Here is a 25,571-nt window from a genome sequence, read left to right on the forward strand (position 1 = left end):
TCTTCACCTCGATATAAGTATAGCACTGATGAAAATATCATGTTTTATTTTAAAGGGCTTTAACACCGTTTTTATGGAGTTAAAATCAATTACCAACATTTAACTGAAGTTAAATTTTTTATAAAAAAAGAAGCATTTTAGCTTCTTCATTAGTATACTTCATTAATATATTTATTAGATTCCATTCTATCTTTTTGAAGCGTATTGCTCATCATTGTAATGATATATTTACTTTCACAGTTTAAATTTACAGTCATATCACATTCAAGAATTAACTTTTTAGAAGATTTCTTAAAATATGACAACATTTGTAAAAGATTATTTTGATTGAAATAGATGGCTTCACTTATATAAATACTTTCATCATCTTCATGATATATAAAATAGCCTAAATCTTCAAATATAAGGATTTGATCATTGAAACTTTCACATCTTTTTCTTAAAAGTTGCCAGTATTCATGACTACGAATACGATATTCATCAAAATGACTAACAAATTGATGATAATATTTTTCTAACAAATCATATTGCTGACTTATTTTCAAATCAGAATAATTTTCCAACATATTTTTATCAATCTCAATAACCTGATGATAATGTGATGCATGAAATCCAAAAGGTCGATAAATTTCAGGATGATAAGCTTGCAGATAAATCGTTTTATTTGTGTATTTACTCAAAACAAAATATAGAAGTTGCTTCATTAAGCCTTGTTTTTGAAAATATGGATGTGTACACACACCTAATATAAAATAACATTCTTCTGGCTTCTTATTTTTCATAATAGACATTGGAACGATTTGTAAAGCAGATAAAATACGATTATCATTTTTAAGTACAAAAGTATTTTCTTTGTGATAAAGCTCTTGAAAATAATAGTTTGTTGATTCTTCTGTTTCATCTTCGAAACATTGTAGCCATAGTTTTTTAATATCTTCTAAATCATGATCATTTACTTTTTCAATTATTGTCTGATTTTCATAAATACGATATTTATGAATCATCTTAACAGGGTGTAATGATTGCTTTGATCGTCTTAAATTTTCTAGACCCATATCTTCTTCCCTATTTACCCATTTTTCATTTTGAAAATGATGTTCTAATAGTTCTTTTAATATAGCAGGATATAATCCTCTAATATCTTTATTTGCTTTTTCAACGTGTATTTGAATAGTAGAATGATTAAGTTTTGAAGCAATAATAAAAGCTTCTAATTGGTTATGGATAAAAATTCCTCCAATATGAAATGGTAAAAGATACTTTGAGGAAAGCAATGACATGATTCCTCTAACTTCACTTGTCATTGATTCACTTAAATTATCCTTTTCCCCTTCCCATCTATTTAGACATGTAAAAATGATATCGAAATCTTTGACTATATCCAAATCACGATATTCATAATCAGGATAAGCTTTAAGAAAAGCATTGTAATGATTACGTCTTTTTTGCATTTTCTTACCAGCTAAAGTTTGAAGCATATCTTTATCATAGATATAATCATCATTAAATGGTGTCCTTTCAAAAAGGAATTGATGCGAATAATCATTTTTTTGAAGTGTTGAAACAAAACTTTCAATAGCACAATCAATCATAAAAGGAAAACCATGTTGATGGCTATATTTGATCATGTAATCCAAAGCTTCCTGATAAAATTCTGGTGTCGTAAAAGGCATGGCCCAAAAATAAATGTTTTTATAATGATGCAGCATAATAAGAAAGTTATCATGTATTTCATATTGTATATGATACTCATGATTCCACATCATCATTGTGACAAAATTGGAGTTATATCCTTCATAATTGGCTTTTTCTAAATATGGTTGAATAATTGCATAATCTTCTAATTTTAATTGTTTCATGATTGTTGAGAAAGCAGCATATGAATAAACTGTTTTGCTGTTCTTCCTGAAAAACCTCCATTTCTTATTTCCCACTGTAATGCTAATTCATGTAGTTGTTCAGTAGGCATTGTTAAATGATAAGTCTTAGCTAATGCATCAATAATATCTAAATAATGTTGTTTATCTGGATGAATATACATGATTTGAACACCAAATCGAGATACTAAAGATAATTTTTCCTGCATAGCATCGTTATTATTAATTTCCTGATCATGATTACGATCATTCCATGTTTCTTTGATTAAATGTCTACGATTACTTGTTGCATAAATCAAAATATTATCAGGTTTCTTTTCAAGACCACCTTCAATAACGGCTTTTAAATATTTATATTCAACTTCAAATTCTTCAAAAGACAAATCATCCATAAAAATGATAAAACGATAATTTCTATTTTGTAATTCATTAATAATTTGAGGCAATGATATAAATTGATGTTTATAGACTTCAACCATTCTTAAACCTTGTTTATAATAACGATTCAATAAAGCTTTAATACTACTTGACTTTCCTGTCCCACTATCGCCATAAAGTAAAACATTGTTGGCTTTTTGACCATTTAAAAATGCTTCAGTATTTGCTATTAAGCGTTCTTTTTGACTTTCATAACCAATTAATTGTTCAAGTGTATTATTGCCAATATGATCAATTGGTATAATTTGATTATTCAAATATCGAAAGGCTTTATTTAATCCATATTTTCCAACACCATACTGATAATAATGATTATATAATATTTGATAAAACTCTTCCACTGATGTGCTTTGAGAAAGCTGAGTTTGTAAATTTGTTAATACATCAAAAATTTCTTGATTGATAATCGTAGAACTATTTTGAAAGTCAAAAAATAAATCTTTATATAAAGAATTAAGATAAGAAAAATCATAATGATAAAGATTGTAAATGATTTCAAAATCATGACAAACTACTTTTTTTAAAGAAACAGAAATGTCTTTTTTTCTTTCTAATGCCAATGTGAATGTATTTTCATGATAAGCTAATAAATGCGTTAATAGACTTTGGAATAATTGTCCATGTAATTCATATTTTTCAGCTAAAACAAGAAGACTAGCAATAAATTCTGATTCATCAATAGATGCATCATCATCCATAAAAGATAAACATTTTAAAACAACATCATCCTGAGATATATTTTTATAGACTATAAGCTGATCGTTAATCATAAATTGAACTCCTTTCTGTAAAAAAAGACGATAAAATCGTCTTTTTGTTAATTTTTAAAACTGTGGATAGGAGCAGGAATACGTCCACCTCTATCAATAAATTCATCACATGAGAATGGATTGACAGGCATGATAGGTGCATATCCCAATAAACCACCAAATTCTACTTTTTCACCAACATCTTTACCTATAACAGGAATAATACGTACTGCAGTTGTTTTTTGATTAATCATACCAATAGCCATTTCATCTGCAATAATTCCAGAAATTGTTTTTGCTGATGTTTTCCCTGGAATCGCAATCATATCTAAACCAACTGAACATACGCATGTCATAGCCTCTAATTTTTCCAATGTTAAGGCACCAGCTTCAACAGCATCAATCATACCTTGATCTTCACTGACAGGGATAAATGCTCCAGAAAGTCCACCAACATATGAAGATGCCATAACACCACCTTTTTTAACCTGATCATTTAAAATAGCTAGAGCAGCTGTTGTTCCAGGAGCCCCTACTCTTTCTAAGCCCATTTCTGTTAAACAGTCGGCAATACTATCACCAACTGCCGGTGTTGGGGCTAATGATAAATCAATAATTCCAAAAGGAATATTTAAAGCTGCAGAAGCTTCTCTAGCGACTAATTGTCCAACACGTGTAATTTTAAAAGCAGTTTTTTTAACAATTTCGCATAATTCTCCAAAATCTTTTCCTTTAGCTGTTTGAATTGCTTTTCTTACAACACCAGGACCACTGACACCCACATTAATAATAGCATCAGCTTCACTGACTCCATGAAAAGCTCCAGCCATAAAAGGATTATCATCAGGGGCATTACAAAAAACAACAAATTTTGCACACCCAATAGAATCTTGTTCTTTTGTTAATTCAGCAGTTTCTTTGATGATTTCCCCTATTAATTTAACTGCATCCATATTAATTCCCGTTTTTGTAGATCCTACGTTTACTGAACTACATACCAATTCAGTTTCTTTCATAGCTTGAGGAATAGATTGAATTAATAATTTTTCAGCAGGTGTCATTCCCTTAGAAACAATCGCACTGTAACCACCGATAAAATTCACGCCAACTTTTTTAGCACAACGATCTAAAGTTTTAGCGATTTTGACAAAATCATCTGTTGATTGACATACAGATGCACCAATAAGACCAATTGGAGTTACAGAAATTCTTTTATTAACAATAGGAATCCCATATTTTTTTTCAATATTTTCTCCAGTTTCAACTAAATGTTCAGCAACACTTGTAATTTTATGATAAATATTTTGACATAAAGTATCTATATTAGCATCAATACAATCAAGTAAACTAATCCCAATTGTAATAGTGCGGACATCTAAGTTTTCCTGTTCAATCATCTTATTTGTTTCATTAACTTCAAATAAATTTATCATGATTTTCCTCCTTAGATTCTATGCATTTTATTAAAAATGTCTTCATGCTGTAATTTAATATAAACGCCTATATGATTTCCTAAATCTTCTAATTGATCACAAACGTCTGAAAATGATTCTTTTGCTAAAGACATATCAACAATCATCATCATATTAAAGTACCCATCTAATATTGTTTGAGAAATATCTAAAATATTAATATTTGCTTTAGATAAAAATTGACATACATGAGCAATAATGCCAACCTGATCTCTACCTACAACTGTTATAATTGCTTTTTCCATTTTTCTTCCTCCTGATTTTTAAACATTATAACAAACAATATGTAAAAAGAAAAGAAAAAAAGGAGCATAGCTCCTTTAAGAAATTATTTTAATAAAGATAAAGCTTTTTCGAATACGGCTTTACCGTTCATTGTTCCATAATCTCTCATATCAATGACATCTACAGGGATAGGTCCAGCTTTTCTACCAGCAGCTAATTTTTCAATAGCAGCTTTTTGGAATCTAACTTGTGGGCCAAGTAAGATGCAATCAACTTCTTCTAATACTCTAGGTGCATCAGAGAATGGTAATGCAAAGATTTTGCATTCAACACCAGCATCTTTAGCAGCAGCTTCCATTTTAGTAACTAATAAACTTGTAGACATTCCTGCAGAACATACTAATAAAATAGTTTTCATATTTCTTACTCCCTTTCTTATTATTACAATATATATTGTAACAATTTTTACCTGAATTGTAAACACTTACGGATAAAAATTTTCTATTTGAGAAAATCGGTTGATTCTATCAATATAATTATGAATTTATAATTGAAATATGATAGAATAATATAAGAAAAGAGTTGATTGAAATGAAATTATTAGTTGTCAGCGATAGTCATCTTTACGAAAATTATTTACAGCGTGTGGTAACTCACTATCGTTTTCATGTTGATTATATGATTCATTGTGGTGATTCATCTTTACCTGTTGATGATCCATATATACAATTATTTGATATTGTTGTTAAGGGAAACCATGATGATGCACCCTTCCCTATCTATAAAACATTTCAACATATCTGTGTTACACATGGACAATATTATGGAGTTTATTATGGATATGATCAATTAATACAGCTTTGTCAAAAAGAAAATTGTTATCTTTGTTTACATGGTCATACACATGTTCCAACGATCCAAAAACATCAAAACATTCTTTTTGTTAATCCAGGAAGTTTAATGATGAATCGAGGAAGTTATGGATATGGAACATATGCTCTTATTGATATTCGTGATAACAATGATATCCAAGTTGAATTTCATCATTGTCAAACAGATGAGATTTGTAATCAGGATATATTAGATGAAGGACTTGAATTATTAGAAGAATTTAAAACACTGTTAAAATAAAAAAGAAATTAGCTTCTGTAACTAATTTCTTTTTTATTGGTTGTTTTTATTTTTTTCTTCAACTCTTTTACGTTTATATTCAATAATAAACATAACTTCTTTTAAATCATCATCTGGCAATTCTGTTAATAGACGTGCAATATTTGCAATATTATAATAATCGTATTTTTTACCACTCATAATTTCTTCAACACTACGTCCATAAAGATGTGAAAGAATTTTTAATTCACTAACTGTCACATCTCTTTTACCATTTTCAATATCTGAAATAGCAGAATGTGGAACATTAAGATGAGAAGCAACTTCTTTTTGAGTAAGGTGTTTAAAATTACGATAAACCTTCAGTCTTTTAGCTAAATCCATATCTATTGCCATAAGGTCACCTCCATAATAATATTATATCATGAATGAAAAACAATCGCAATTTAGAATATGAAAAAACTTTTTTTGTGAAAGACATAAATATTGATGATTCAACATTATTCTTTGAAATATCCTGAAGTTACTTTTATTTTCTGTCGAATATGGCTCTTTTGTTGGTTATAGATCATCTGCATAAAATCATCCATCACCATTTGAACTTGTTGTTGATCTTCGTTAGTGAACGCAATAAGGAATCCACCAACTGGTAATTGTTTAAATTGATCATAAAAAAGTGTATGTGCATTTAATAAGTGCATGCGACATTTATTATCAACCATTATGTCAAATTTCTCATTTTTTCGATCTCTCAAGGCAAAATGACCTTGTTTACACATTTGACAATGCTTATTTTGATATCCAAAATAATATTGAGTAATTGGACAATATTCGCTAATCATATTTGTTGTTTTACCAAAGATTTGAACAAGACAATGTGTTAAATCAACCTGCAAATGTTTAATTTCAGTTGCTGACATTTCTAAAGAAACCAAATATGGTTGATGATAATGATGTGCAGCATACGAATTATAAATATTTAAGCCCTGACCCACAACCAGTTTTTTATCTTGGAAAGCCATATATGCACCATAATCATTTACCAATATTGTATCTATTTGCGAATAAATCTGTGATGATAATACATCTTCAATATCATCATCTTTCATAACAGGAGATGTCATCATAATCATTTTCTTTTGATGTTTTTGACAAATTTCATAAGCTTTTTCTATCCTTTCCTGATAAGGATAAATAATTGTATCAAAAGGATATTGAATGACTGTTTTTAATTGTTCTATGGAATGAACAAGAATATAAAATTGAGGTGCTTGAGAAGTGCTTTTTTGGCTATATGTAGACATTTTTTGTCGACTATGATGATGTATTTTTTGATGAGATAATTTTTCAATCAACATATCTGTTGCATATCTACGCATCTCATTAATATCTCTAATAGGCATTGAAATCCCTTCATCTATGTTTATCTGTATATGCTCAGCTATAAATGGTGTAGATCCCAGTTTTGATAACTGCTGGTTGATTCTCTGTTTTTCAAGAGGCGTATTATGAGCTAATTGAACTTCCTGTTGTGATTCAACTGTTACTTTTAAATTTTCTTTCTTAAGAATAAGTCTTGCTTTTTGATAAATACGGGCTTCAAATTCCATAGATATTGAGACTTTTCGTGGTGATTTTTGATATGTCTGTTGCATTTTTTCAACAACATTTGTATCAAGTGTTTTTCTAACCAATCCTCGATCAACATAATAATCAAATTCTATTTCAATCACATCATTTGAATAAGCTTTATTCACTAATTTTTTTTGATGATAGATTTTATTGACTGGTCTTCCTTTATCAATATTTTCAAAAACAATGCTATCACCTTGCATGAGTGTATCTTTTAAACGAATCCCCACTCTTTTTTGTTTTTTATGATAATACAAAACTTCACCAATAATACTACCCCTATGTCCAGAATAGTCACCATCTACAAGATGAGTATCATGTTTTAAATAACCTAAAGTATAATTGCGATTAAACATCGCCTTCATATCATGAATAAGGGGCTGTAAATCAATTTTTTTATGTTCATAAAAGGCATCAATTGCTTGGCGATATGCACGTGTAACGCTGGCAACATATTCTGGCCTTTTCATACGTCCTTCTATTTTCAATGAAGAAACACCTGCTTCAATAAGAGCACCAACATGTTCTATTGTCATCATATCCTTTGGTGATAGAATAAAAGGATATTTTTCAGGTAAAACTTGATCATCCTTTAATAATTGATATGGCAAACGACATGGTTGGGCGCACTGTCCCCTATTTCCACTTCTTTTTCCAATCATACTGCTCATTAAACATTGTCCAGAATAGCACACGCACATAGCTCCATGAACAAAAACTTCAATCTCTATAGATGTATTTTGGCAAATAGATTGAATATCTTCTAATGTATTTTCACGTGCTAATACAACACGTGATGCACCACATTTTTCAAAATAATTGACACCATAGTGATTCATAATAGAAGATTGTGTACTCATATGAATTTCAAAATCAGGATATAAAGTTCTGACGATATCAAATAATCCAACGTCTTGGATAATCAGAGCATCTACTTGAAATTCATATAATTTATCTAAATATGAAATCAAAGCATCTATCTCCGCATCTTTAAATAACGTATTTACAGTAACATAGATTTTGACACCATATAAATGAGCGTATTGTATTGCCCATTGTAGTTGTTCATCATCAAAATTTTTTGCAAAAGCACGTGCACTAAATAAAGTTCCACCTAAATATATAGCATCCGCACCATTTTGTACTGCAGCGATTAAAGATTCTTTGTCGCCAGCAGGAGCCAATAATTCAATTTTTTTCATAGAGATCCTCCTTATATAAAAAAGCAATAACAAGTGTTATTGCGATAATATAGAAATAAGATGATAACACATTTTTGCAGAAGCTTGGCTAGCTTGTTTTAAATATTCATCAAATTGCACATGATTTTCACCTTTTTGATAGATATCACTTAGAGATCTTGTGATAATAAATGGAACTCGAAAAACATGACAAACCTGTGCAATAGATGCAGCTTCCATTTCAGCACATATTGCATCAGGAAAATTCTTTTTAATCTGACTAACCTGATCATCACGACAAATAAATTGATCTCCTGAAACAATAAGTCCCATATGATATGATAGATGAAGATCTTTCAAAATATTTTCAACCTGTTTTAAAGCTTTTTTATCTGGTTCAAAGATACGCGGCATTCCAGGCACTTCACCAAGTTCACGTTGAAAAGCAGTTACATCAACATCATGATGGAGAACCCCTGTTGAAATAACAACATCACCAACATTTTGTGATAAAGAAAGTCCACCAGCAGAACCTACATTAATAAGAAAATCAATATCATAATTTGTTAATAACAAAGTGGTTGAAATAGCTGCATTCACTTTTCCAATACCACCTTGTACAACTACAACTTTTGTATTCGCTATTGTACCTTCATAAAAAGTATATCCATGAATTGTCTGCATAGAAGTTATATCCATATACTTTTTTATTTCAGCAACTTCTTCTTCCATAGCTCCAACAACTGCTATCATATGGTTTCCTCCTTTTGACATACAAATATAATTCTTTCACAATCATCATGATATTCATGAAAATCACTATAATAATCAACTTGCGAAAAACCAGCTTCCTTTAACCAGTATAAATATTGATTTACCGAATAAGTCTTTTGATAATGATCTTCATCAACTATTTCAGATTCTTGTTTATCTTCAATATAAACATGATGATGCACATATCCATCATCTATTTTATCAACACGCCATTCAAAAACAAACTCTTCATCTTCTTCTTTTTCTGAATATTGATCTAAAATAACATTCATTTTGTATAAACTATCAATATCAAAAATAAAAGTACCTCCAGCTTTTAATGAACGAAATACATTTTGAAAAGTCTGCATAATCTGATGTGGTTCAAGTAAATAATTGATAGAATCACACAAACATAAAATAAGATCAACTGGTCGTGATGTTTCAAAGTCGCACATATTAACTCTTTGTAAAATAAGATTTACTTGATTAGCAATAGCTTTCTGTTTTGCAACTTCTAACATATCAGTAGAAATGTCAGAAGCATATACAGTTTTATGATCTTTAGCTAAACGAATAGCAATTTCACCTGTTCCACATCCCAATTCAAAAACTTCTTCAAATTGACAATGTTCCAATATAAATTGATAGTAATCTTCATAAAATTGTTCATCCATTAAGCTATCATAATAGTAAGCAAAGTTTTCATAACTCATTTGGCCAACATTCCTTCAATGTTAATACGAGGCATATCTCCCCATAATTTTTCCAAATTATAACTTTCTCTTTCAGCCGCTTCAAAAATATGACAAACAATATCTCCTAAATCTATAAGAATCCATTTAGAATTTCTTAAACCTTCAATACTTTTGACTTCATAATGATTCTTAGCACATTCATCTTGAATATTATCAGTAATTGCCTGCATTAATCTTTCATTGCTAGCTGTACATAAAACAAAAGTATCAAACATTGGACTTACATCACGCATATCAATAGCAGTAATGTTAGTAGCAAGTTTGTCATCCATAGCCTTTACAACACATTCTAATTTTGTCATTATTTTTCTCCTTTTACAACGAAATAATCATAAATTTCATAAAAACAATCATCAATTTCTCTATTTTTCTTTTTTGAAAATTCATAAAAATCTATCAATGAATCTCTAAATCCTGCATTTATATCTTTTTTACATAATTCAATCTGCTTTGATGAATCATAACCTCTTAATGGGTCTAATTTATCTGCAACATATAGACATTTTCCAATCAATGAAATATCAACAGAAGCAGTTGTATGGTCTTCAATAGCCTTTAAAATAATAGGATCTTCTATTAAAAACTCATGTTCACTTACATATCTTGATAACCATTGATGCCATATAGGATATGGTTTAGAGATATATTCTGGAAAATAATTTTGCATAATAACAGTTGCTTCTTTTTGATCCATTTCTTTAGCAACATCATGCATAATCCCTGCAATATATGCCTGTTTTTCATTCAAATGATTTGCTTTAGCAATCTTTTTAGCCAATTGAGCAACACTACATGTATGTTTCCAACGTTTTTCTTTCATACGTGAAGCAACCATTGTTTCTAAGTATAATCCCTGGCTTGAAATATAACGCAATACATGGGGATTCAACATTTCAATATGCCCCTGTCTAACATCACTGCTTGATGCATAGACAGGACGATTATTTAAAACAAGAAAATGATATTGATTTAAAACATCCGATAATGGCTCATATCCTCCACGCTGAAAAGCAACTAACTGTACTAAGTTAGAAATTTTTTTAGCTTTTTTCCATTTATCAAAAGCATTTGCCTGATCCATACCCATAATATAATAATATTTGTTATTGGGATGTTTTTCAATGATCTTTTCAAGAGTATGAATAGTATAATTTTTTTGATTTTGATCATCATCAAGTTCAATTGTATTCACTGTGAGTTTATCATTGCCCTGAATAGCCAAATGAATCATATGTAAACGCTCTTTAGCATTGGCACAACTTTGATTTTTCCATGGATTATGTCGTGTAGGGATAAATTGCACTTCGTCTAATTGAAGTTGTTCAATTGCACACATGGCAATTTCTACATGTGCTTTATGAATAGGGTCAAAGCTTCCGCCAAATAATCCTATTTTTTTCATGGTAAGCGATAAATTCCTTGAGGACTATGACGATAAAAAACAATCGTACGACCAATAATTTGAACAACTTCTGCTTTTGTATGCATACTTAATTCAACAGCTACACTATTCACATCATCAGGACAACTTTCTAATATCTTCACTTTAATTAATTCCTGAGCTTCTAAAGCATCATCAATACCTTTAATCTGATTAGCAGAAACACCCTCTTTACCAACCTGAAAAATAGCTTTTAAATGATGTGCTTCACTTCTTAAATATCTTTTTTGTTTACCTGTTAACATAATTGTTTCCTTTCTTTTATATAATTGCTTCTCTAATCATAACTGAAATTTGAGGTGGAACATGAACTTTAACTTTTCCACCATGAGATGAAATGGTTATAAACCCTAATCCTGAAATAACAATATCACATTTTCCAGGTTTTAAGGTAAAATCATATGTTTTCATTTTTTCAATTGAATCCATACCATTTAATTCAAATGAAAAAGTTTTATGGCGATTATACAATGCATCAGCATTGCTTGTTTTTGTACGATGAATTTTAAGTTGTCTAGAAAAATAAGTAATAAAACTTGCCTGATCACCACTGATATAATCAATTCTTCCTAATCCATCAAAATAAATAGTCTGTTTATCCTGTAACTGAAAACCAATAGGTCTCAATTCACTTTGAGGAATAATCTTTTTTAAATCCTGAGGATCAATAAAATGAGTCATTTGATGATCATTAATAATTCCTGGTGTATCATATAAATATGAATGATTATCTAATGGAATTTCAATAAAATCAAGTGTTGTCCCAGGGAATTCTGAAACAGTAATTAAATTCTGTTCTTCAACTTGAGCATAATGTTTTAATAAGGCATTGATAAAAGTAGATTTTCCAACATTTGTTACACCTACAACATAGACATCCCTTTGTTTACGATATGACATAATAGCATCATAAATCGAATCCATATTCATATTTTTCTTACCACTTGTCACAATCACATCTACCGGTTTTATTCCTTCTTGTTTTAATTGTCTTCTCACCCAATGTTCTAACTTACGTTCTTTTACTGATTTAGGTAAAAGATCACGCTTATTAGCTAAAACCAGGACATCATTAAAACCAATATGACGTAATAACCCAGGAATCATGCTTCCCTGAAAATCAAATAAATCAATCATATACACAACTAAACAATCTTTTTCACCAATATGATCCAATAAATTTAAAAAATCATCTTTTGTGAGATTTGTTGTCTGCAATTTATGATAATTTTTTAATTGAAAGCAACGCTGACATAAGATATGTTCTCTTTGAGTTGCATTTTTAGGAACATAACCAATATGCTTTTCATTATGACTTTGAATGATAGCACCACAACCATAACATTTTTTTACTTCTTCCATATATACCTTCCTTCTCGCTTATTGTATACTATTTCTTATTTAATGAAAAGAGATAAACATAAACATCGACAAATTTCATATAATATTTTGAGGTGACTTATGTTTACAACAATTATTGCATTATTACAACAATTTTTATTTGTTTCGTTTATTAAAACGCAAGCATTTAAACCCCAATTAACACCACAACAAGAAAATGAGTTATTAGAAAAATATTTTCAAGGTGATCAGAATGCTAGAAATGCGCTAATTGAACATAACTTAAGACTAGTTGCACATATCGCTAAAAAATATGAAAGCTCTAAAGATTTACAAGAAGATCTGATTAGTATTGGTACAATTGGCCTTATCAAAGCAGTAGATAGTTATAATGCTGATAAATCAACAAAACTAGGAACATATGCTGCTAAATGTATAGAAAATGAGATTTTAATGCATCTGCGTCATCATAAAAAGACAGCTCTTGATGTTTCATTAAATGAAGTATTAGGTGTTGATAAAGATGGCGGAGAAATGACTTTACTTGACATTATCCCTGCCAAAGATAAAGATATTGTTGAACAGATTCAAACCAATGATCAGATTCAAAAATTACAAGAATATTTTACATTACTGACACCTCGTGAACAAGAAATACTCATTTATCGCTATGGGCTTAATCATCATCGTATATATACCCAAAAAGAAATCGCTCAGCAAATGAATATTTCTCGTTCTTATGTTTCACGTTTAGAAAAACGTGCTTTAATTAAGCTTCTTAAAGCATATATTCATTCTTCATAAATTAGAAGTCATCATTAAATAAGTCATCAAATGAAATAGGTTCAAAATGTTTATCTTGTTGTTGTGGTTCTAAAGGTTGACTCTTTTCAACCTTTTTTACATTTTGAGTTGTAGATAAATCTTGAGTTTCTGTAACATTCTGATATAAATCTGTAGATAATACCCCTTGATAATAAATATATGTAATATTTTCGTTCTTTAAAGATTGAATGATACTTGGTTTTTGTAAGATTTGAGATAATGAATAATCCTTAATAGCAACCGTTTCTTTATGTTCTTGTGTTTCGATAATGAGTGTATCTTGAACATCTAAAACATAAGCTGATAAAGCATGAATTGGATTTGTCTTTGGTGATTTAAAAATTAATGTTCCTTTGGTTGAGCGATTGCAGCTTGGTATATCAGAAATTCTCATACGCTTAATTCCTGGCTGATCACTAATAAGAACATAAGAATAAGAATGCAGTGGATCAAATGTATTCATAGCAACTAATGAATCATTTTTCAAATTGATTCCTTTGATTCCACCTGCTTTTAATCCTAAAATAGAAATTTCCTGTTCACTATAAAGCGATACATATCCTAAAGATGATGTTAAAACAATAGCTTGATGATCATCTGTTAATGAAACTTGTAATAATTGATCATCTTGTTTTAAATTCATACATTTGATTGGTTTGCTGTATCTTGTGACTTCAAAATCTTGAAGAGAGACACGTTTCATTTGTCCTAAACGTGTTGCTAATAAAACATATAATGGTCTTTGGAATGATTTGACAAGAATAGATCCAATCATTTTTTCTTCTGGTGATACTTTTATCAGATAGCTGATATGTTTTCCAAGTTCTTTCCATTTAAATTCTTCTAATTTATGCAATGGAATAAATAAATAGTTTCCTTTATCAGTAAAGACAAGCAATTTATCCAAAGTACTAGCAAAATGCAAATCTAATAAAACATCATCATCTTTCTTTCCAAACGCAATATTTTCACTTGCCTTATATGATCTTTGAGAGATTCTTTTCACGTATCCATCACGAGTAATAGATACATAGATGTCTTCAGGAAGAATCATAGCTTCTTCATCAATAACAATTTCTTGAACTTCATCTTTAATCTCTGTTAAACGTGGACTAGGATATTGCTTTTTAATTTGTTTTAATTCATCTATAATGACTTTTCTTAATACTTTATCACTTGCTAGAATATTGTTTAATGTTTGAATTAAGACCTCTAAATCAGATTTTTCTTTTTCTAATGAAACAATATCCGTATTTGTTAAACGATATAACTGCAACATTACAATTGCTTCTGCCTGTTTTTCAGAAAACTGATACTGTAATTGAAGATTCTTTTTAGCATCCTGTTTATCATGTGAATGACGAATCGTATGAACAACTTCGTCCAAAATAGAAACAGCTTTAATCAAACCATCAACAATATGTTTACGATCTTCAGCTTTATGAAGATCAAACAAAGAACGTTTTGTAATGACTTCAATCTGATGTTCAATATAGCCATCCAAAATATCAACAATTCCCATACAGACTGGTCGTTTATTTTTAATCGCAACCATATTATAATTATAATTCTTTTGTAAATCTGTATTCTTGTAAAAATAATTTAAAGTATTTTGAACATCTACATCTTTCTTTAAATCAATCACAATACTTAATCCATTACGATCAGATTCATCACGAACTTCAATAATACCATCAATATTTTTTTGAAAACGAATTTCATCTAATTTTCTAACAAGTTCAGCTTTATTCACTTCATAAGGAATCTGAGTAATCACAATTTTATTTATATTTTTTTCTTCAATTATTTGAGTCTGTGAACGGACAACAACTTTTCCTCTACCTGTTTCAAAAGCCTTTTTGATACCATTTAAACCTTCAACAATCGCTCCCGTTGGAAAATCAGGACCTTTCATAAATTTCATTAAATCATCTAATGAACAATGTGGATGTGAAATACGATAAATCGTTGCATCAATGACTTCTTCTAAATTATGTGGTGGAATATCAGTTGCGTAACCAGATGAAATTCCTGTTGCACCATTAACCAATAAATTAGGGAATTTAGCTGGTAAAACCGTTGGTTCATATTCAGTATCATCAAAGTTAAGTGCCATTTGCACTGTTTCCTTGTCAATGTCTTTTAATAACTCCAATGCAATGGGCGATAATCTCGCTTCAGTATAACGCATAGCGGCTGCAGGATCATTATCAATAGAACCATTATTTCCCTGCATATCAATTAAAGGCATACGCATTTTCCAATCCTGTGACAAACGTACCATAGCTTCATAAACAGAAATATCTCCGTGAGGATGGTAATTACCAATAACGTTACCAACAGTTTTGGCAGATTTACGATATGGTTTTTGATGTGTATTTCCTTCTTTGTACATTGCATATAAAATTCTACGTTGTACAGGTTTCAACCCATCTCTTACATCTGGTAATGCACGATCTTGAATGATATATTTAGAATATTTTCCAAAGCGATCTCCCATAATGTCATCCAGCGACTGGGTTATGATTTTTTCTTTCATGTTAGACCTCCCTATTGATTAATGAAAAATGAATCTTCTAAAGAAAATTGAACATTGTCTTCAATCCATTCACGTCTAGGTTCAACTTTATCTCCCATTAAAACCGACACTCTACGTTCAACCAATGCAGCATCTTCAATAGAAACCTGAATCAAAGTTCTTGTTTCTGGATTCATAGTTGTTTCCCATAATTGATCAGCGTTCATTTCACCTAAACCTTTATAACGCTGAACATTATATCCACGCCCTATCTGTTTTTTTGCATTTTCTAATTCTTCATCATCCCATGCATAAACAACATCTTCATGTTTTCCATTTTTCTTAGATACCTTATACAAAGGTGGTAAAGCGATATAAACTTTTCCTGCTTGAATTAAACCTCGCATATAACGATAGAAGAAAGTTAGTAATAAAACCTGGATATGCGCACCATCAGTATCAGCATCGGTCATGATAATGACTTTTGCATAATTAGAATCATCAGCGTTAAAATCAGCACCAACACCAGCACCAACAGTATTGATAATTGTACTAATTTCTTCATTTTTTAAAATATCAGCCATTGCTGCTTTTTCAGTATTAATAACCTTTCCACGTAATGGTAAAATAGCCTGATATTTTCGATCTCTTCCCTGCTTTGCACTTCCACCTGCAGAATCACCTTCGACTAAATATAATTCTTTTCTTTTTTTATCTTTTGACTGTGCCGGAGCAAGCTTTCCACTTAATATCTTTTCAACTTTATTTCCTTTACCTTTTCTTGCTTCTTCTCTCGCTTTTCTAGCTGCATTTCTTGCCTGTGAAGCTTTAATCATTTTTTTAACAAGTTCATTAGCGGTTTCTTTATTTTCTTCTAAAAAATAATTAACCTGTTCATAAACAACATTTTCAACTATATTTCTTGCTTCAGGAGTTCCTAATTTAGATTTTGTCTGTCCTTCAAATTGTAATAATGATTCAGGGATTTTAACCGATATAACAGCAGTCAGCCCTTCTCTTACATCACTACCCTCAAGGTTTTTATCTTTCGGTTTTAATAATCCATATTTTCTGGCATACTCATTGAAAACTTTCGTAAAGCCAGAACGGAATCCTGTTTCATGTGTTCCACCATCACCAGTTCTTACTAAATTAACAAAAGAAATCAGATTTTCCTGATATCCATCTGTGATTTGAAAAGAAATTTCAACTTCAATAGGATGAGAAGCATCATCAAATGATACTGTAGAATGAAGTGTCTTTTTATCATAATTCAAATATTCAATAAAAGCTTCTAATCCATTTTCATATTGAAATGAATCATGTTTTCCTGTTCTTTCATCAATAACATTCATCTCAATTCCTTTTAATAAGAAGGCACTTTCTCTTAATCGTTCACAGATTGTTGAGTAATTGAATTCAACTGTCGAAAAAATATTCTGATTCGGTTTAAAATGAATGATTGTTCCAGTGCGAGACGTTTTACCAATGACCTTTAAAGGAGAAATGATTTTAGCTCCATCTTCAAAGCGTTGTTGATGAATTTTACCATCACGATAAACTGTAACTTCTAACCATTCACTCAAAGCATTCACAACAGACGATCCAACACCATGTAAACCACCAGATGTTTTATAACCACCATCTTCACTAAACTTACCACCAGCATGTAATATCGTTAAAATAACTTCTGTTGTAGGCTTACCAGAAGCATGCATACCTGTTGGCATTCCACGCCCTTCGTCCTCAACACGAATACTATTATCTTTTCCAATTGTGACAGTGATTTTTTTACCAAATCCAGCAAGTGCTTCATCAATAGAATTATCAACAATTTCCCATACAAGATGGTGTAAACCTCTTGAATCTGTTGAACCTATATACATACCTGGACGCTTTCTGACAGCTTCTAGTCCCTCAAGAATTTGAATGTTAGATTCATCATAGTGATTTGCTTTCATATCTGATTTCCTCCTTTTCCAACTTTATAATTATATCAAAAACTATTTGATATTGCTAGAGAATTCATATCATAGCAAATTTCTAGAATTTTCGCAAATCTTTTAAAAAAATTGATTTTTCTCCTTTTTTATGTATAATAAAGCTCGGGGAAGTGAAAAAATGAATATATTAATATATTTACTATTAATTTTAATGGGATATTTATACGGCTCAATACCATTTGCCTTAGTTATAGGAAAACTATTTTATCATACTGATGTAAGAAATAGTGGCTCTGGTAATTTAGGTGGAACCAATGCTGGAAGAGTTCTAGGAAAAAAAGCAGGACTATCAGTTATTATATTAGATGCTTCTAAGTGCTGTATTTCTATTCTTATTGCTGGAACAGTTGCCAAATATATGGAACTTGATATGAATATTATTTACCCATGTGCTTTAGCATGTGTGATAGGACACTGTTATCCTATCTTTGCTGGATTTAGAGGTGGAAAAGCTGTATCAGTCGCTATTGGGTATGCATTAATGACAAATATTTATGCATTTTGTATTGCATTGGTTATTTTCTTGCTTACATTAAAGATTTCAAAATATGTTTCTTTAGCATCAATTCTTGGAGCAATATCAATTGCAGTTATATCTCCTTTTTTAGGTTACAGCACAATTGGTATTATCACGAATATATGTATAGTTGCTTTACTTGTCTATAAACATAGAAGTAATATTCAAAGATTAAGAAATGGTACTGAAAATAAAATTACATGGATGTAAAAACCTGAATGTTTTTAAACACTCAGGTTTTTATTTTGCAAAACTTGCATGCATAACATGCGGTAAAAAATGATGATCGTTATAAGATAAAACTTGATAAATGCCATCATGTTCTTCAATACACGTTAAAGAGCATCCTTCAACAATCTGTTGATTGATTTTTACGAAATCTTTTTTGTCTAATTGTAAAATAACAGCCATAAAAATCACAAAACACATTCCATGAGTAACAATAAAGATTTGACTATCTGAGTCCATTTGTTTTAAATCATTCAAAAAACTTTTGACTCTTGTCATGACTTCATCATAACTTTCACCTTGTGGAATTCTCTCAAACAACTCTGGTTGATTCCATAACTGGTAATATAATTCGTGCTGGTTTTTTAATAAATCAGCAATTTTTTGTCCTTCAAAAACTCCAAAATTCATTTCCATCAAACGATCATCAGTTATTACTTTTTCTTGACCAAATAATAAACAAGCTGTCTGATAGGCACGTGGTATGGGACTAGAGTAAACACAATCAAATTGCAAAGCATTATCTGTGAGATATTTTTTTAAGGCAAGAGCATTGTCAATACCTTCTTGAGTCAATGGGGAATCTAAACGTCCCTGCAACCTTTTTTGTTCATTCCAAAGAGTTTTAGAATGACGCGTTATATATATCTTCATATACGAAAAAATAAGGGATATCCCTTATTTATATTGATCATTAATGCTTTTCATAATTCGTTTGATTTGTGTTTCATTAGGTTTACGTCCCATTTCCATAAACATAGCACGAATCATTTTTTCATTAATTGGTGGATTCTTCTTTAAATTTCTTTTGAAGAAATAACGAGCAGCAAAGAATCCTATAACAAGACCTATTAAAAGTCCTAAAATTCCATATAACATTTTTCAATCCTCCATTCAATTACCAAATTATTATAACATAGTCCTATGCTTTTTGCAAAATTATTTCGTAATCATATAAAAATTTTTAGAAAAAGACGATATCATATCATATATATGATGATTGCTACCCTCTTCTTCTATTTGTAAATCATATTCATTCATGATAATTGTCATCTTTTCTTGAGTTATAGGATTAAAAAGCTGATGAATTCCATGATAATAGGAATAATGTTCACGTGATTGAATTTTATGTAAAAGTTTTTCTTTTTCGTTGACCATATTAGAAAAAATCAATTCTATCTGTTTAGTCTTATACATATTATCTTGTTCCTGATAAACTTGTTTCAAAAAATCAGGATACATATTTACAAATTCCACAAAACGTTCCTTAACGCAGACAATTTTATATTTCATATTCATCACCATGTTTATTATAATCCTTTACCAATAAAAAATATGTCAAAAAAAGAACCTATTACAGGTTCTTAAAGTGATAAGTATGTTTCAACAATGTTTTCAACAGTAAAACCATATTTTTGGATAACGATATTGGCTGGAGCACTTGCACCAAATTGATTAACAGAAATAACTTTTCCGTCTAACCCTACATATTTATGCCAACCAAAATCACAAGCCATTTCAACAGCAAGACGTTTTCTGATATGTTTTGGTAAAACCTTTTCTTTATATGAATCATCCTGCTGATCAAATAATTCCATTGAAGGCATTGATACAACTCGAACATCTTTTCCTTGTTCTAATAACGCCTTTTGTGCCTGCATAGCTAATTCTACTTCGCTACCAGTTGCAATGATAATACCATCTAAATTGTCTTTTTCTTGAGAAACAACATATGCCCCATGACAAACATCTTCATAAGTTGCATGAGTGAAATTTGTTACATTTTGTCTTGTTAAGATAAGCGCAGTTGGACAATCATTTGTTTCAACCGCTTTTTTCCAAGCGCCACACATTTCATAAGCGTCAGCTGCTCTTATCACTTGAATATTTGGCATTGAACGTAACATTGCCAATTGTTCAACTGGTTGATGTGTTGGACCATCTTCCCCTACAGCAATTGAATCATGTGATAATGGTAAAATAATTGGTAATTTCATTAAGCATGCCATTCTTAAAGCAGCTTTGAAATAATCACTAAACACCATAAATCCACCAGCAGCAACCTTGATACCTTTGTGTAAAGTCATCCCATTCATTATTGCAACCATTGCAAATTCACGGATTCCAAAGAATAAATTACGTCCTCCATAATTCTCACAACTAAAACGTTCTGCATTTTTGATAATTGTTTTTGTAGAAGATGCTAAATCAGCTGTTCCTGATAGGAATGTTGGGTTTTGTGCTGCAATAGCATTGATTAATTTTTCACTTGTTACACGTGTTGCTTCACTTATACCATCTTGATATTCTTCTATAAAAGCAGTTTCATCAAAAGAATATTCATCATTTATATTTTGAAATAATTCCTGGTATAAATCAGGATATTCTGTTTTATATGTATCCATCATTTTGTTCCATTTATTATAAGCACGTTTACCACGATTAAATACATTTTTCTTAAAATCATCATAAACTTCTTCAGGAACAAAGAAATTATCATATTCAAATCCATATTGTCTTTTTGCATATTGTCCATCTTCTTCTCCAAGAGGAGCACCATGAACTTTACTTGTTCCCTGATTTCGAGAACCAAATCCAATAATAGTATTCACGATAATCAAAGTCGGTTTATAAACTTCTTTTTTAGCTTTTTTAATGGCTTTTGCAATAGCTTCATAATCATTTCCATCTTGAACACAAATGACTTGCCAATTCATAGACTCATAACGTTTCTTTACATCTTCACTGAATGAATAATTTAAAGGACCGTCAAGAGTCACATTATTCGCATCATAAAGCACGATAAGCTTTCCTAATGAAAGATGCCCAGCCAATGATGAAGCCTCATAAGTGACACCTTCTTGCATATCTCCATCACCACATAATACATATGTATAGTGGTCAATCACTGGATAATCTTTTTTATTGTATCTTGTTGCTAAAAAAGCTTCAGCCATAGCCATTCCAACAGCCATTGGGATACCTTGACCTAAAGGTCCACTAGAAGCATCAACACCATCTGTCAGTTCTACTTCAGGATGTCCTGGTGTGCAGCTTCCCCATTGTCTGAATTGTTTCAAATCATCCATTGAAACTTGGAAACCAGATAAATGTAATAGGCTATATAACAGTGAAGACGCATGTCCACTTGCTAAAACAAAACGATCACGATTAATCCACTGAGAATGTGCTGGAAAAACTTTATATTCTTTTGTAAATAAGGAATATAAAGCTGGAGCAGATCCTAATACCATTCCAGGATGTCCTGAGTTGGCTTTATTAATCATATCTATCCCAAGTGATCTAATCGTTGCAATTGATAGTTCAGATTGATTCATTATCTCATTATTCCTCCTTCTAACACACTAACATTATACACAAAAACACATGAATATCAAACAAGATTTGACATAATCTAAGATTTCCTTAGTTTTTTCGTTTAGAAGGTGTTATATCATTCCCTTTAGGATCGACAACTTTGACATGCTGAAGCTGTTGTTTAAACCCTTTACGAAATAAACGAAGATATTCTTTACGTAATTCCTGTTGTCTTTTCTTTTCTTCCTCATTTAAACCTTCAGTTTTACTTTTTCTTGCAAGAGCATTAATCTCATTAATCATCTCATCACTTATTTTCTCCATGTTTTCCTCCTCAAAAAGAAAAACCTAAGAGTTTTTTAGATTAATCCCTGGTATATGCAGGTGGGTATCTTGTGTCCAATTTTAGGATCCCTATTCAAGATAGGTTTTCAACACCATCAGACAACAGTCAGATTCCCTTATCTATCGTGTAGGAAATACATATATCTCTTAGGTCACTCACATTATAACATAAAAATAAATTGTGTAAATAGTGAAATCTTTCATTCTATAAAATGTCTTTATTTTTGTGATTGATTTTGCGGTAAAACAGTAAATGAACTGATATATTGTATATCAAATAAATCTTTTAATTGATTTAAATCATCTAATGTTAAATCATTTAAACAATCTATTAATTCAAAAATCATAACACCTTCAAAATAATATCGACTAAACATATTTGCAATAGCTTCAGGACTATTGAAAACAGATATCAAAATCCCCATTGTTTTTTTCTTTAGACGTTCAAAATCATCCTTAGAAATGGAATAATCATGAATATGTCTAACAAAATCATAAATCTTGTCTTTCAATTTATCAGGATATAGAGTATCTCCTCCTATTTGTAAGAAACAATAATCTCTTTCTTGTGTAAATTGAGCACTAAAACTATCATTAATCAATTCATCTGTTAGCCACTTCTCATATAATGAAGAACTCTTTGCAAAGAAAATATCTAATAATAAGTTCATACCTAATTCTCTTTTTAAACGTTCTTGTGGCGCTTGTAAAATATCATTTATTTTTAATGATACAATGATTTTAGGCATAGTTACATCCATATATAAAGTTGCATCATTTTGTGCTACTTCTAATGGTTCATTAACAACTTCTCTTTGAATAGGATTTTCTTTTTCAAAATGCTTATTTTCTTGGTTTTCTCTAATAAGTTGCATAGTTTGTTGAGGATCAATATTTCCTACCACAAATAACATCATGTTACTAGGATGATAGAAAGTATGATAACATTTTTCTAATGTATCTTTATCAATAGAAGCAACTGTTTCAACAGTTCCTGCAATATCAATTTTCACAGGATGATGCTGATATAAGTTTTGAATACTTCCAAAATAGCATCGCCAGTCTGGATCATCATCATACATTCTGATTTCCTGATTGATGATTCCTTTTTCTTTTTCAACATTTTCATCTGTTAAATAAATATCTTGTACAAAATCAAGTAATAACTCAATACATTCTTTTTCATGACTTGTTGTACTAAATAAATATGCAGTTCTTGAAGAAGAAGTAAAAGCATTTGTATTCGCACCTAATCTTGCAAAGGCATCACTTGCATCACCATTTTCCATTTCAAACATTTTATGTTCTAAGAAATGAGCAATTCCATCAGGAACTTTTATCATTTCAGATTCATGTAGAGGAACAAAAGTCGTATCTATAGAACCAAAACGTGTAGAAAATAGACCATATGTTTTGGAAAAACCAACTTTAGGTAAAAGATAAACTTTTAATCCATTTTTCATTTCTTCATAATATAACGTTTCCTTTAATGTTGGATCTTTAATTATTTTCATGGAACTCCTTTCCTGTAAGGAAGTAAATTGTATCCAGTTTTACTTTTTTAGCAACGTCAACAATTTCTCCTAAAGTTACATTCATTAGTTTTTCAATATATTCTTCACTCGTTTCACGAACATGAGTGATGTCACGGTTATAAGCCAAGGCAATCATACTACTTGCTTCATCATTTGTCTTTTTTAAAGCATTTGTAAGCATCATTTTCGCGATTTTCATTTCTTCTTCACGAACATTTCCATTTTGTAAATCACTAAGCTGTTGATGAATCAAATCAAGAGTCTTTTGATAATCTTTCTGTTCAATTCCAGCATTGACAATCATCATGCCATTAAAAGCATCATAACTAGAAGAAATATAATAACATAAACTATGTTTCTCTCTTACAACCTGAAATAAACGTGATTGTGAAAATCCACCAAATATGGCATTAAAAACAGTAAATGCATAATGCTGTGGTGATGTAAAATCACATTGAATCTGGTATCCTAAATTCAACTTAGATTGCGTAATATCCTGTTTTTCAATGACTTCTAAAAGTTCATGGCGAGGACTTTGAAAAATATATGCTGAAGGATAATCATAGTATTGTTCTGGAAATTGCAAAAGACGTTGAAAAATATCTACAATATTTTCTGGAATATCACCAACAACATAAATATGTTTTTCATCTTCAACAATACATTTTTTCATATATTGATAAAGCTGTTGAGGTGTAATCTTTTGAATTTCATTTTCATAACCAGTACTTGGAATACCCAACACTTGATCTCTACCCATATATTCAAACAATTTATCTAAAGAATATGAAAACTTATCATCTTTATTAGCTTGTAGTTTTTCTTTTAATTCTTTCTTTTTGAGTTGCACGATTGTTTCATCAAAACCATTGTCAACTATCAATGGACGATAAAATAAATCACTTAATAATTGTAATTGCTTTTCTAATAAGTTTTCTTTTGTAGGCAAATAAGCATCATTCACAAAGCTTGTTGTCACATTGATAACGTGTGACTTCCCTTTTGTTGTAATATGTGTAGACAAGCTTGCTCCATAGTTTTCATCAAGATAACGCGCCAAAGATTTAGTAGATGGATAATCTTGTGTTGCTGCCATCATGACAAATGTTAATAATGTTCTCATTGTTGTCGTTTCTTTCAATAACGGACTTTGTAATCTTAATGAAATTGTCATTGTTTTAAATTTTTGAGTTGGAATAAGATGTAAAGTATATCCCGACATTTGATAGACGTTTTCCATAAATAACCTCCAATTCGTATACACATATATTATACTCAATTTTCAACAAATTAAAATAAAAAAGA

25 protein-coding genes and 1 other RNA gene are annotated in these 25,571 nt (G+C 30.3%); 3 read left to right on the forward strand and 23 right to left on the reverse strand.

What is annotated here, in order from left to right:
• Positions 1-149: 149 nt before the first annotated feature.
• From B5E48_RS01100 to B5E48_RS01120, 5 genes are all read right to left on the reverse strand, one after another.
• Positions 150-1,859, reverse strand: coding sequence for a GNAT family N-acetyltransferase (locus tag B5E48_RS01100; RefSeq protein WP_087303792.1), 1,710 nt, complete (start codon positions 1,857-1,859; stop codon positions 150-152).
• Positions 1,856-3,085: an ATP-binding protein gene (locus tag B5E48_RS01105; protein WP_087303793.1), complete on the reverse strand. Its 1,230-nt coding sequence runs from the start codon at positions 3,083-3,085 to the stop codon at positions 1,856-1,858. Before B5E48_RS01105 ends, B5E48_RS01100 begins: the two co-directional genes overlap by 4 nt.
• A 47-nt stretch (positions 3,086-3,132) precedes the next feature.
• Positions 3,133-4,497, reverse strand: coding sequence for a PFL family protein (locus tag B5E48_RS01110; RefSeq protein WP_087244018.1), 1,365 nt, complete (start codon positions 4,495-4,497; stop codon positions 3,133-3,135).
• Between the two features lie 11 nt (positions 4,498-4,508).
• Positions 4,509-4,781 (reverse strand): ACT domain-containing protein, encoded by a 273-nt coding sequence (locus tag B5E48_RS01115; RefSeq protein ID WP_087244017.1) that lies wholly within the window; start codon positions 4,779-4,781, stop codon positions 4,509-4,511.
• Between the two features lie 83 nt (positions 4,782-4,864).
• Positions 4,865-5,179 (reverse strand): PTS sugar transporter subunit IIB, encoded by a 315-nt coding sequence (locus tag B5E48_RS01120; RefSeq protein WP_087244016.1) that lies wholly within the window; start codon positions 5,177-5,179, stop codon positions 4,865-4,867.
• A gap of 173 nt (positions 5,180-5,352) precedes the next feature.
• Between B5E48_RS01120 and B5E48_RS01125 the strand changes: the two genes are divergently transcribed.
• The gene (locus B5E48_RS01125; RefSeq protein ID WP_087296502.1) at positions 5,353-5,892 is read left to right on the forward strand and encodes a metallophosphoesterase family protein; all 540 of its coding nucleotides are present in this window, start codon (positions 5,353-5,355) and stop codon (positions 5,890-5,892) included.
• A 33-nt stretch (positions 5,893-5,925) separates the two neighbouring features.
• On the opposite strand, the gene B5E48_RS01130 is transcribed toward B5E48_RS01125, so the two are convergent.
• The 8 genes from B5E48_RS01130 to yqeH form a co-directional block, all read right to left on the reverse strand.
• On the reverse strand, positions 5,926-6,267 hold the full coding sequence (locus B5E48_RS01130; RefSeq protein WP_087245222.1) for a helix-turn-helix transcriptional regulator: 342 nt from the start codon (positions 6,265-6,267) through the stop codon (positions 5,926-5,928).
• 104 nt (positions 6,268-6,371) lie between these two features.
• Positions 6,372-8,705, reverse strand: a complete 2,334-nt coding sequence (locus B5E48_RS01135) for a peptidase U32 family protein (protein ID WP_087303794.1) — start codon at positions 8,703-8,705, stop codon at positions 6,372-6,374.
• 36 nt (positions 8,706-8,741) lie between these two features.
• The gene (locus B5E48_RS01140) at positions 8,742-9,437 is read right to left on the reverse strand and encodes a 5'-methylthioadenosine/adenosylhomocysteine nucleosidase (RefSeq protein WP_087303795.1); all 696 of its coding nucleotides are present in this window, start codon (positions 9,435-9,437) and stop codon (positions 8,742-8,744) included.
• On the reverse strand, positions 9,434-10,153 hold the full coding sequence (locus tag B5E48_RS01145; protein ID WP_087303796.1) for a class I SAM-dependent DNA methyltransferase: 720 nt from the start codon (positions 10,151-10,153) through the stop codon (positions 9,434-9,436). Before B5E48_RS01145 ends, B5E48_RS01140 begins: the two co-directional genes overlap by 4 nt.
• Entirely contained in the window at positions 10,150-10,497 is a 348-nt protein-coding gene (gene rsfS / locus B5E48_RS01150) for a ribosome silencing factor (RefSeq protein WP_087245230.1), read from the reverse strand. The genes B5E48_RS01145 and rsfS overlap by 4 nt, the downstream gene beginning before the upstream one ends.
• Positions 10,497-11,597 (reverse strand): nicotinate-nucleotide adenylyltransferase, encoded by a 1,101-nt coding sequence (locus B5E48_RS01155; protein ID WP_087303797.1) that lies wholly within the window; start codon positions 11,595-11,597, stop codon positions 10,497-10,499. Before B5E48_RS01155 ends, rsfS begins: the two co-directional genes overlap by 1 nt.
• The gene (yhbY, locus tag B5E48_RS01160; RefSeq protein WP_087245234.1) at positions 11,594-11,881 is read right to left on the reverse strand and encodes a ribosome assembly RNA-binding protein YhbY; all 288 of its coding nucleotides are present in this window, start codon (positions 11,879-11,881) and stop codon (positions 11,594-11,596) included. Before yhbY ends, B5E48_RS01155 begins: the two co-directional genes overlap by 4 nt.
• Positions 11,882-11,897: 16 nt before the next feature.
• The gene (gene yqeH, locus B5E48_RS01165; protein WP_087303798.1) at positions 11,898-12,998 is read right to left on the reverse strand and encodes a ribosome biogenesis GTPase YqeH; all 1,101 of its coding nucleotides are present in this window, start codon (positions 12,996-12,998) and stop codon (positions 11,898-11,900) included.
• Between the two features lie 99 nt (positions 12,999-13,097).
• On the opposite strand from yqeH, the gene sigK reads away from it, so the two are divergent.
• Entirely contained in the window at positions 13,098-13,781 is a 684-nt protein-coding gene (gene sigK / locus B5E48_RS01170) for an RNA polymerase sporulation sigma factor SigK (RefSeq protein WP_087245239.1), read from the forward strand.
• A 1-nt stretch (position 13,782) separates the two neighbouring features.
• Here sigK and parC read toward each other — a convergent pair whose 3' ends face one another.
• Together parC and parE are read right to left on the reverse strand one after the other, a co-directional pair.
• Positions 13,783-16,341: a DNA topoisomerase IV subunit A gene (gene parC / locus B5E48_RS01175; protein WP_087303799.1), complete on the reverse strand. Its 2,559-nt coding sequence runs from the start codon at positions 16,339-16,341 to the stop codon at positions 13,783-13,785.
• An 11-nt stretch (positions 16,342-16,352) separates the two neighbouring features.
• Positions 16,353-18,281, reverse strand: a complete 1,929-nt coding sequence (gene parE / locus B5E48_RS01180; RefSeq protein WP_087245244.1) for a DNA topoisomerase IV subunit B — start codon at positions 18,279-18,281, stop codon at positions 16,353-16,355.
• A gap of 160 nt (positions 18,282-18,441) precedes the next feature.
• Between parE and plsY the strand changes: the two genes are divergently transcribed.
• Entirely contained in the window at positions 18,442-19,050 is a 609-nt protein-coding gene (gene plsY, locus B5E48_RS01185; protein WP_087297809.1) for a glycerol-3-phosphate 1-O-acyltransferase PlsY, read from the forward strand.
• 30 nt (positions 19,051-19,080) lie between these two features.
• On the opposite strand, the gene B5E48_RS01190 is transcribed toward plsY, so the two are convergent.
• The 8 genes from B5E48_RS01190 to yfmF all read right to left on the reverse strand — a co-directional run bounded on the left by B5E48_RS01190 (position 19,081) and on the right by yfmF (position 25,506).
• Positions 19,081-19,722, reverse strand: coding sequence for a histidine phosphatase family protein (locus B5E48_RS01190; protein ID WP_087303800.1), 642 nt, complete (start codon positions 19,720-19,722; stop codon positions 19,081-19,083).
• Between the two features lie 24 nt (positions 19,723-19,746).
• Positions 19,747-19,947, reverse strand: coding sequence for a YneF family protein (locus B5E48_RS01195; RefSeq protein ID WP_087245250.1), 201 nt, complete (start codon positions 19,945-19,947; stop codon positions 19,747-19,749).
• 60 nt (positions 19,948-20,007) lie between these two features.
• Complete coding sequence (locus B5E48_RS01200) at positions 20,008-20,361, reverse strand: hypothetical protein (RefSeq protein ID WP_087297811.1); 354 nt, start codon at positions 20,359-20,361, stop codon at positions 20,008-20,010.
• A gap of 71 nt (positions 20,362-20,432) precedes the next feature.
• Positions 20,433-22,406 carry a transketolase gene (gene tkt / locus B5E48_RS01205; protein WP_087303801.1) on the reverse strand — a complete coding sequence of 658 codons (1,974 nt, stop codon included), beginning with the start codon at positions 22,404-22,406 and terminating at the stop codon, positions 20,433-20,435.
• A gap of 88 nt (positions 22,407-22,494) precedes the next feature.
• Entirely contained in the window at positions 22,495-22,710 is a 216-nt protein-coding gene (locus B5E48_RS01210) for a DUF896 domain-containing protein (protein ID WP_087245256.1), read from the reverse strand.
• 17 nt (positions 22,711-22,727) lie between these two features.
• Positions 22,728-22,888: non-coding RNA, 6S RNA (gene ssrS / locus B5E48_RS01215), on the reverse strand.
• A gap of 61 nt (positions 22,889-22,949) precedes the next feature.
• Positions 22,950-24,245: an EF-P 5-aminopentanol modification-associated protein YfmH gene (gene yfmH, locus B5E48_RS01220; RefSeq protein ID WP_087303802.1), complete on the reverse strand. Its 1,296-nt coding sequence runs from the start codon at positions 24,243-24,245 to the stop codon at positions 22,950-22,952.
• Complete coding sequence (yfmF, locus tag B5E48_RS01225; protein ID WP_087303803.1) at positions 24,232-25,506, reverse strand: EF-P 5-aminopentanol modification-associated protein YfmF; 1,275 nt, start codon at positions 25,504-25,506, stop codon at positions 24,232-24,234. The genes yfmH and yfmF overlap by 14 nt, the downstream gene beginning before the upstream one ends.
• Positions 25,507-25,571: the final 65 nt, after the last annotated feature.

This window comes from Massilimicrobiota sp. An105 (genome assembly GCF_002161155.1).
In the GTDB taxonomy this organism is placed as follows: domain Bacteria; phylum Bacillota_I; class Bacilli_A; order Erysipelotrichales; family Coprobacillaceae; genus Allocoprobacillus; species Allocoprobacillus merdigallinarum.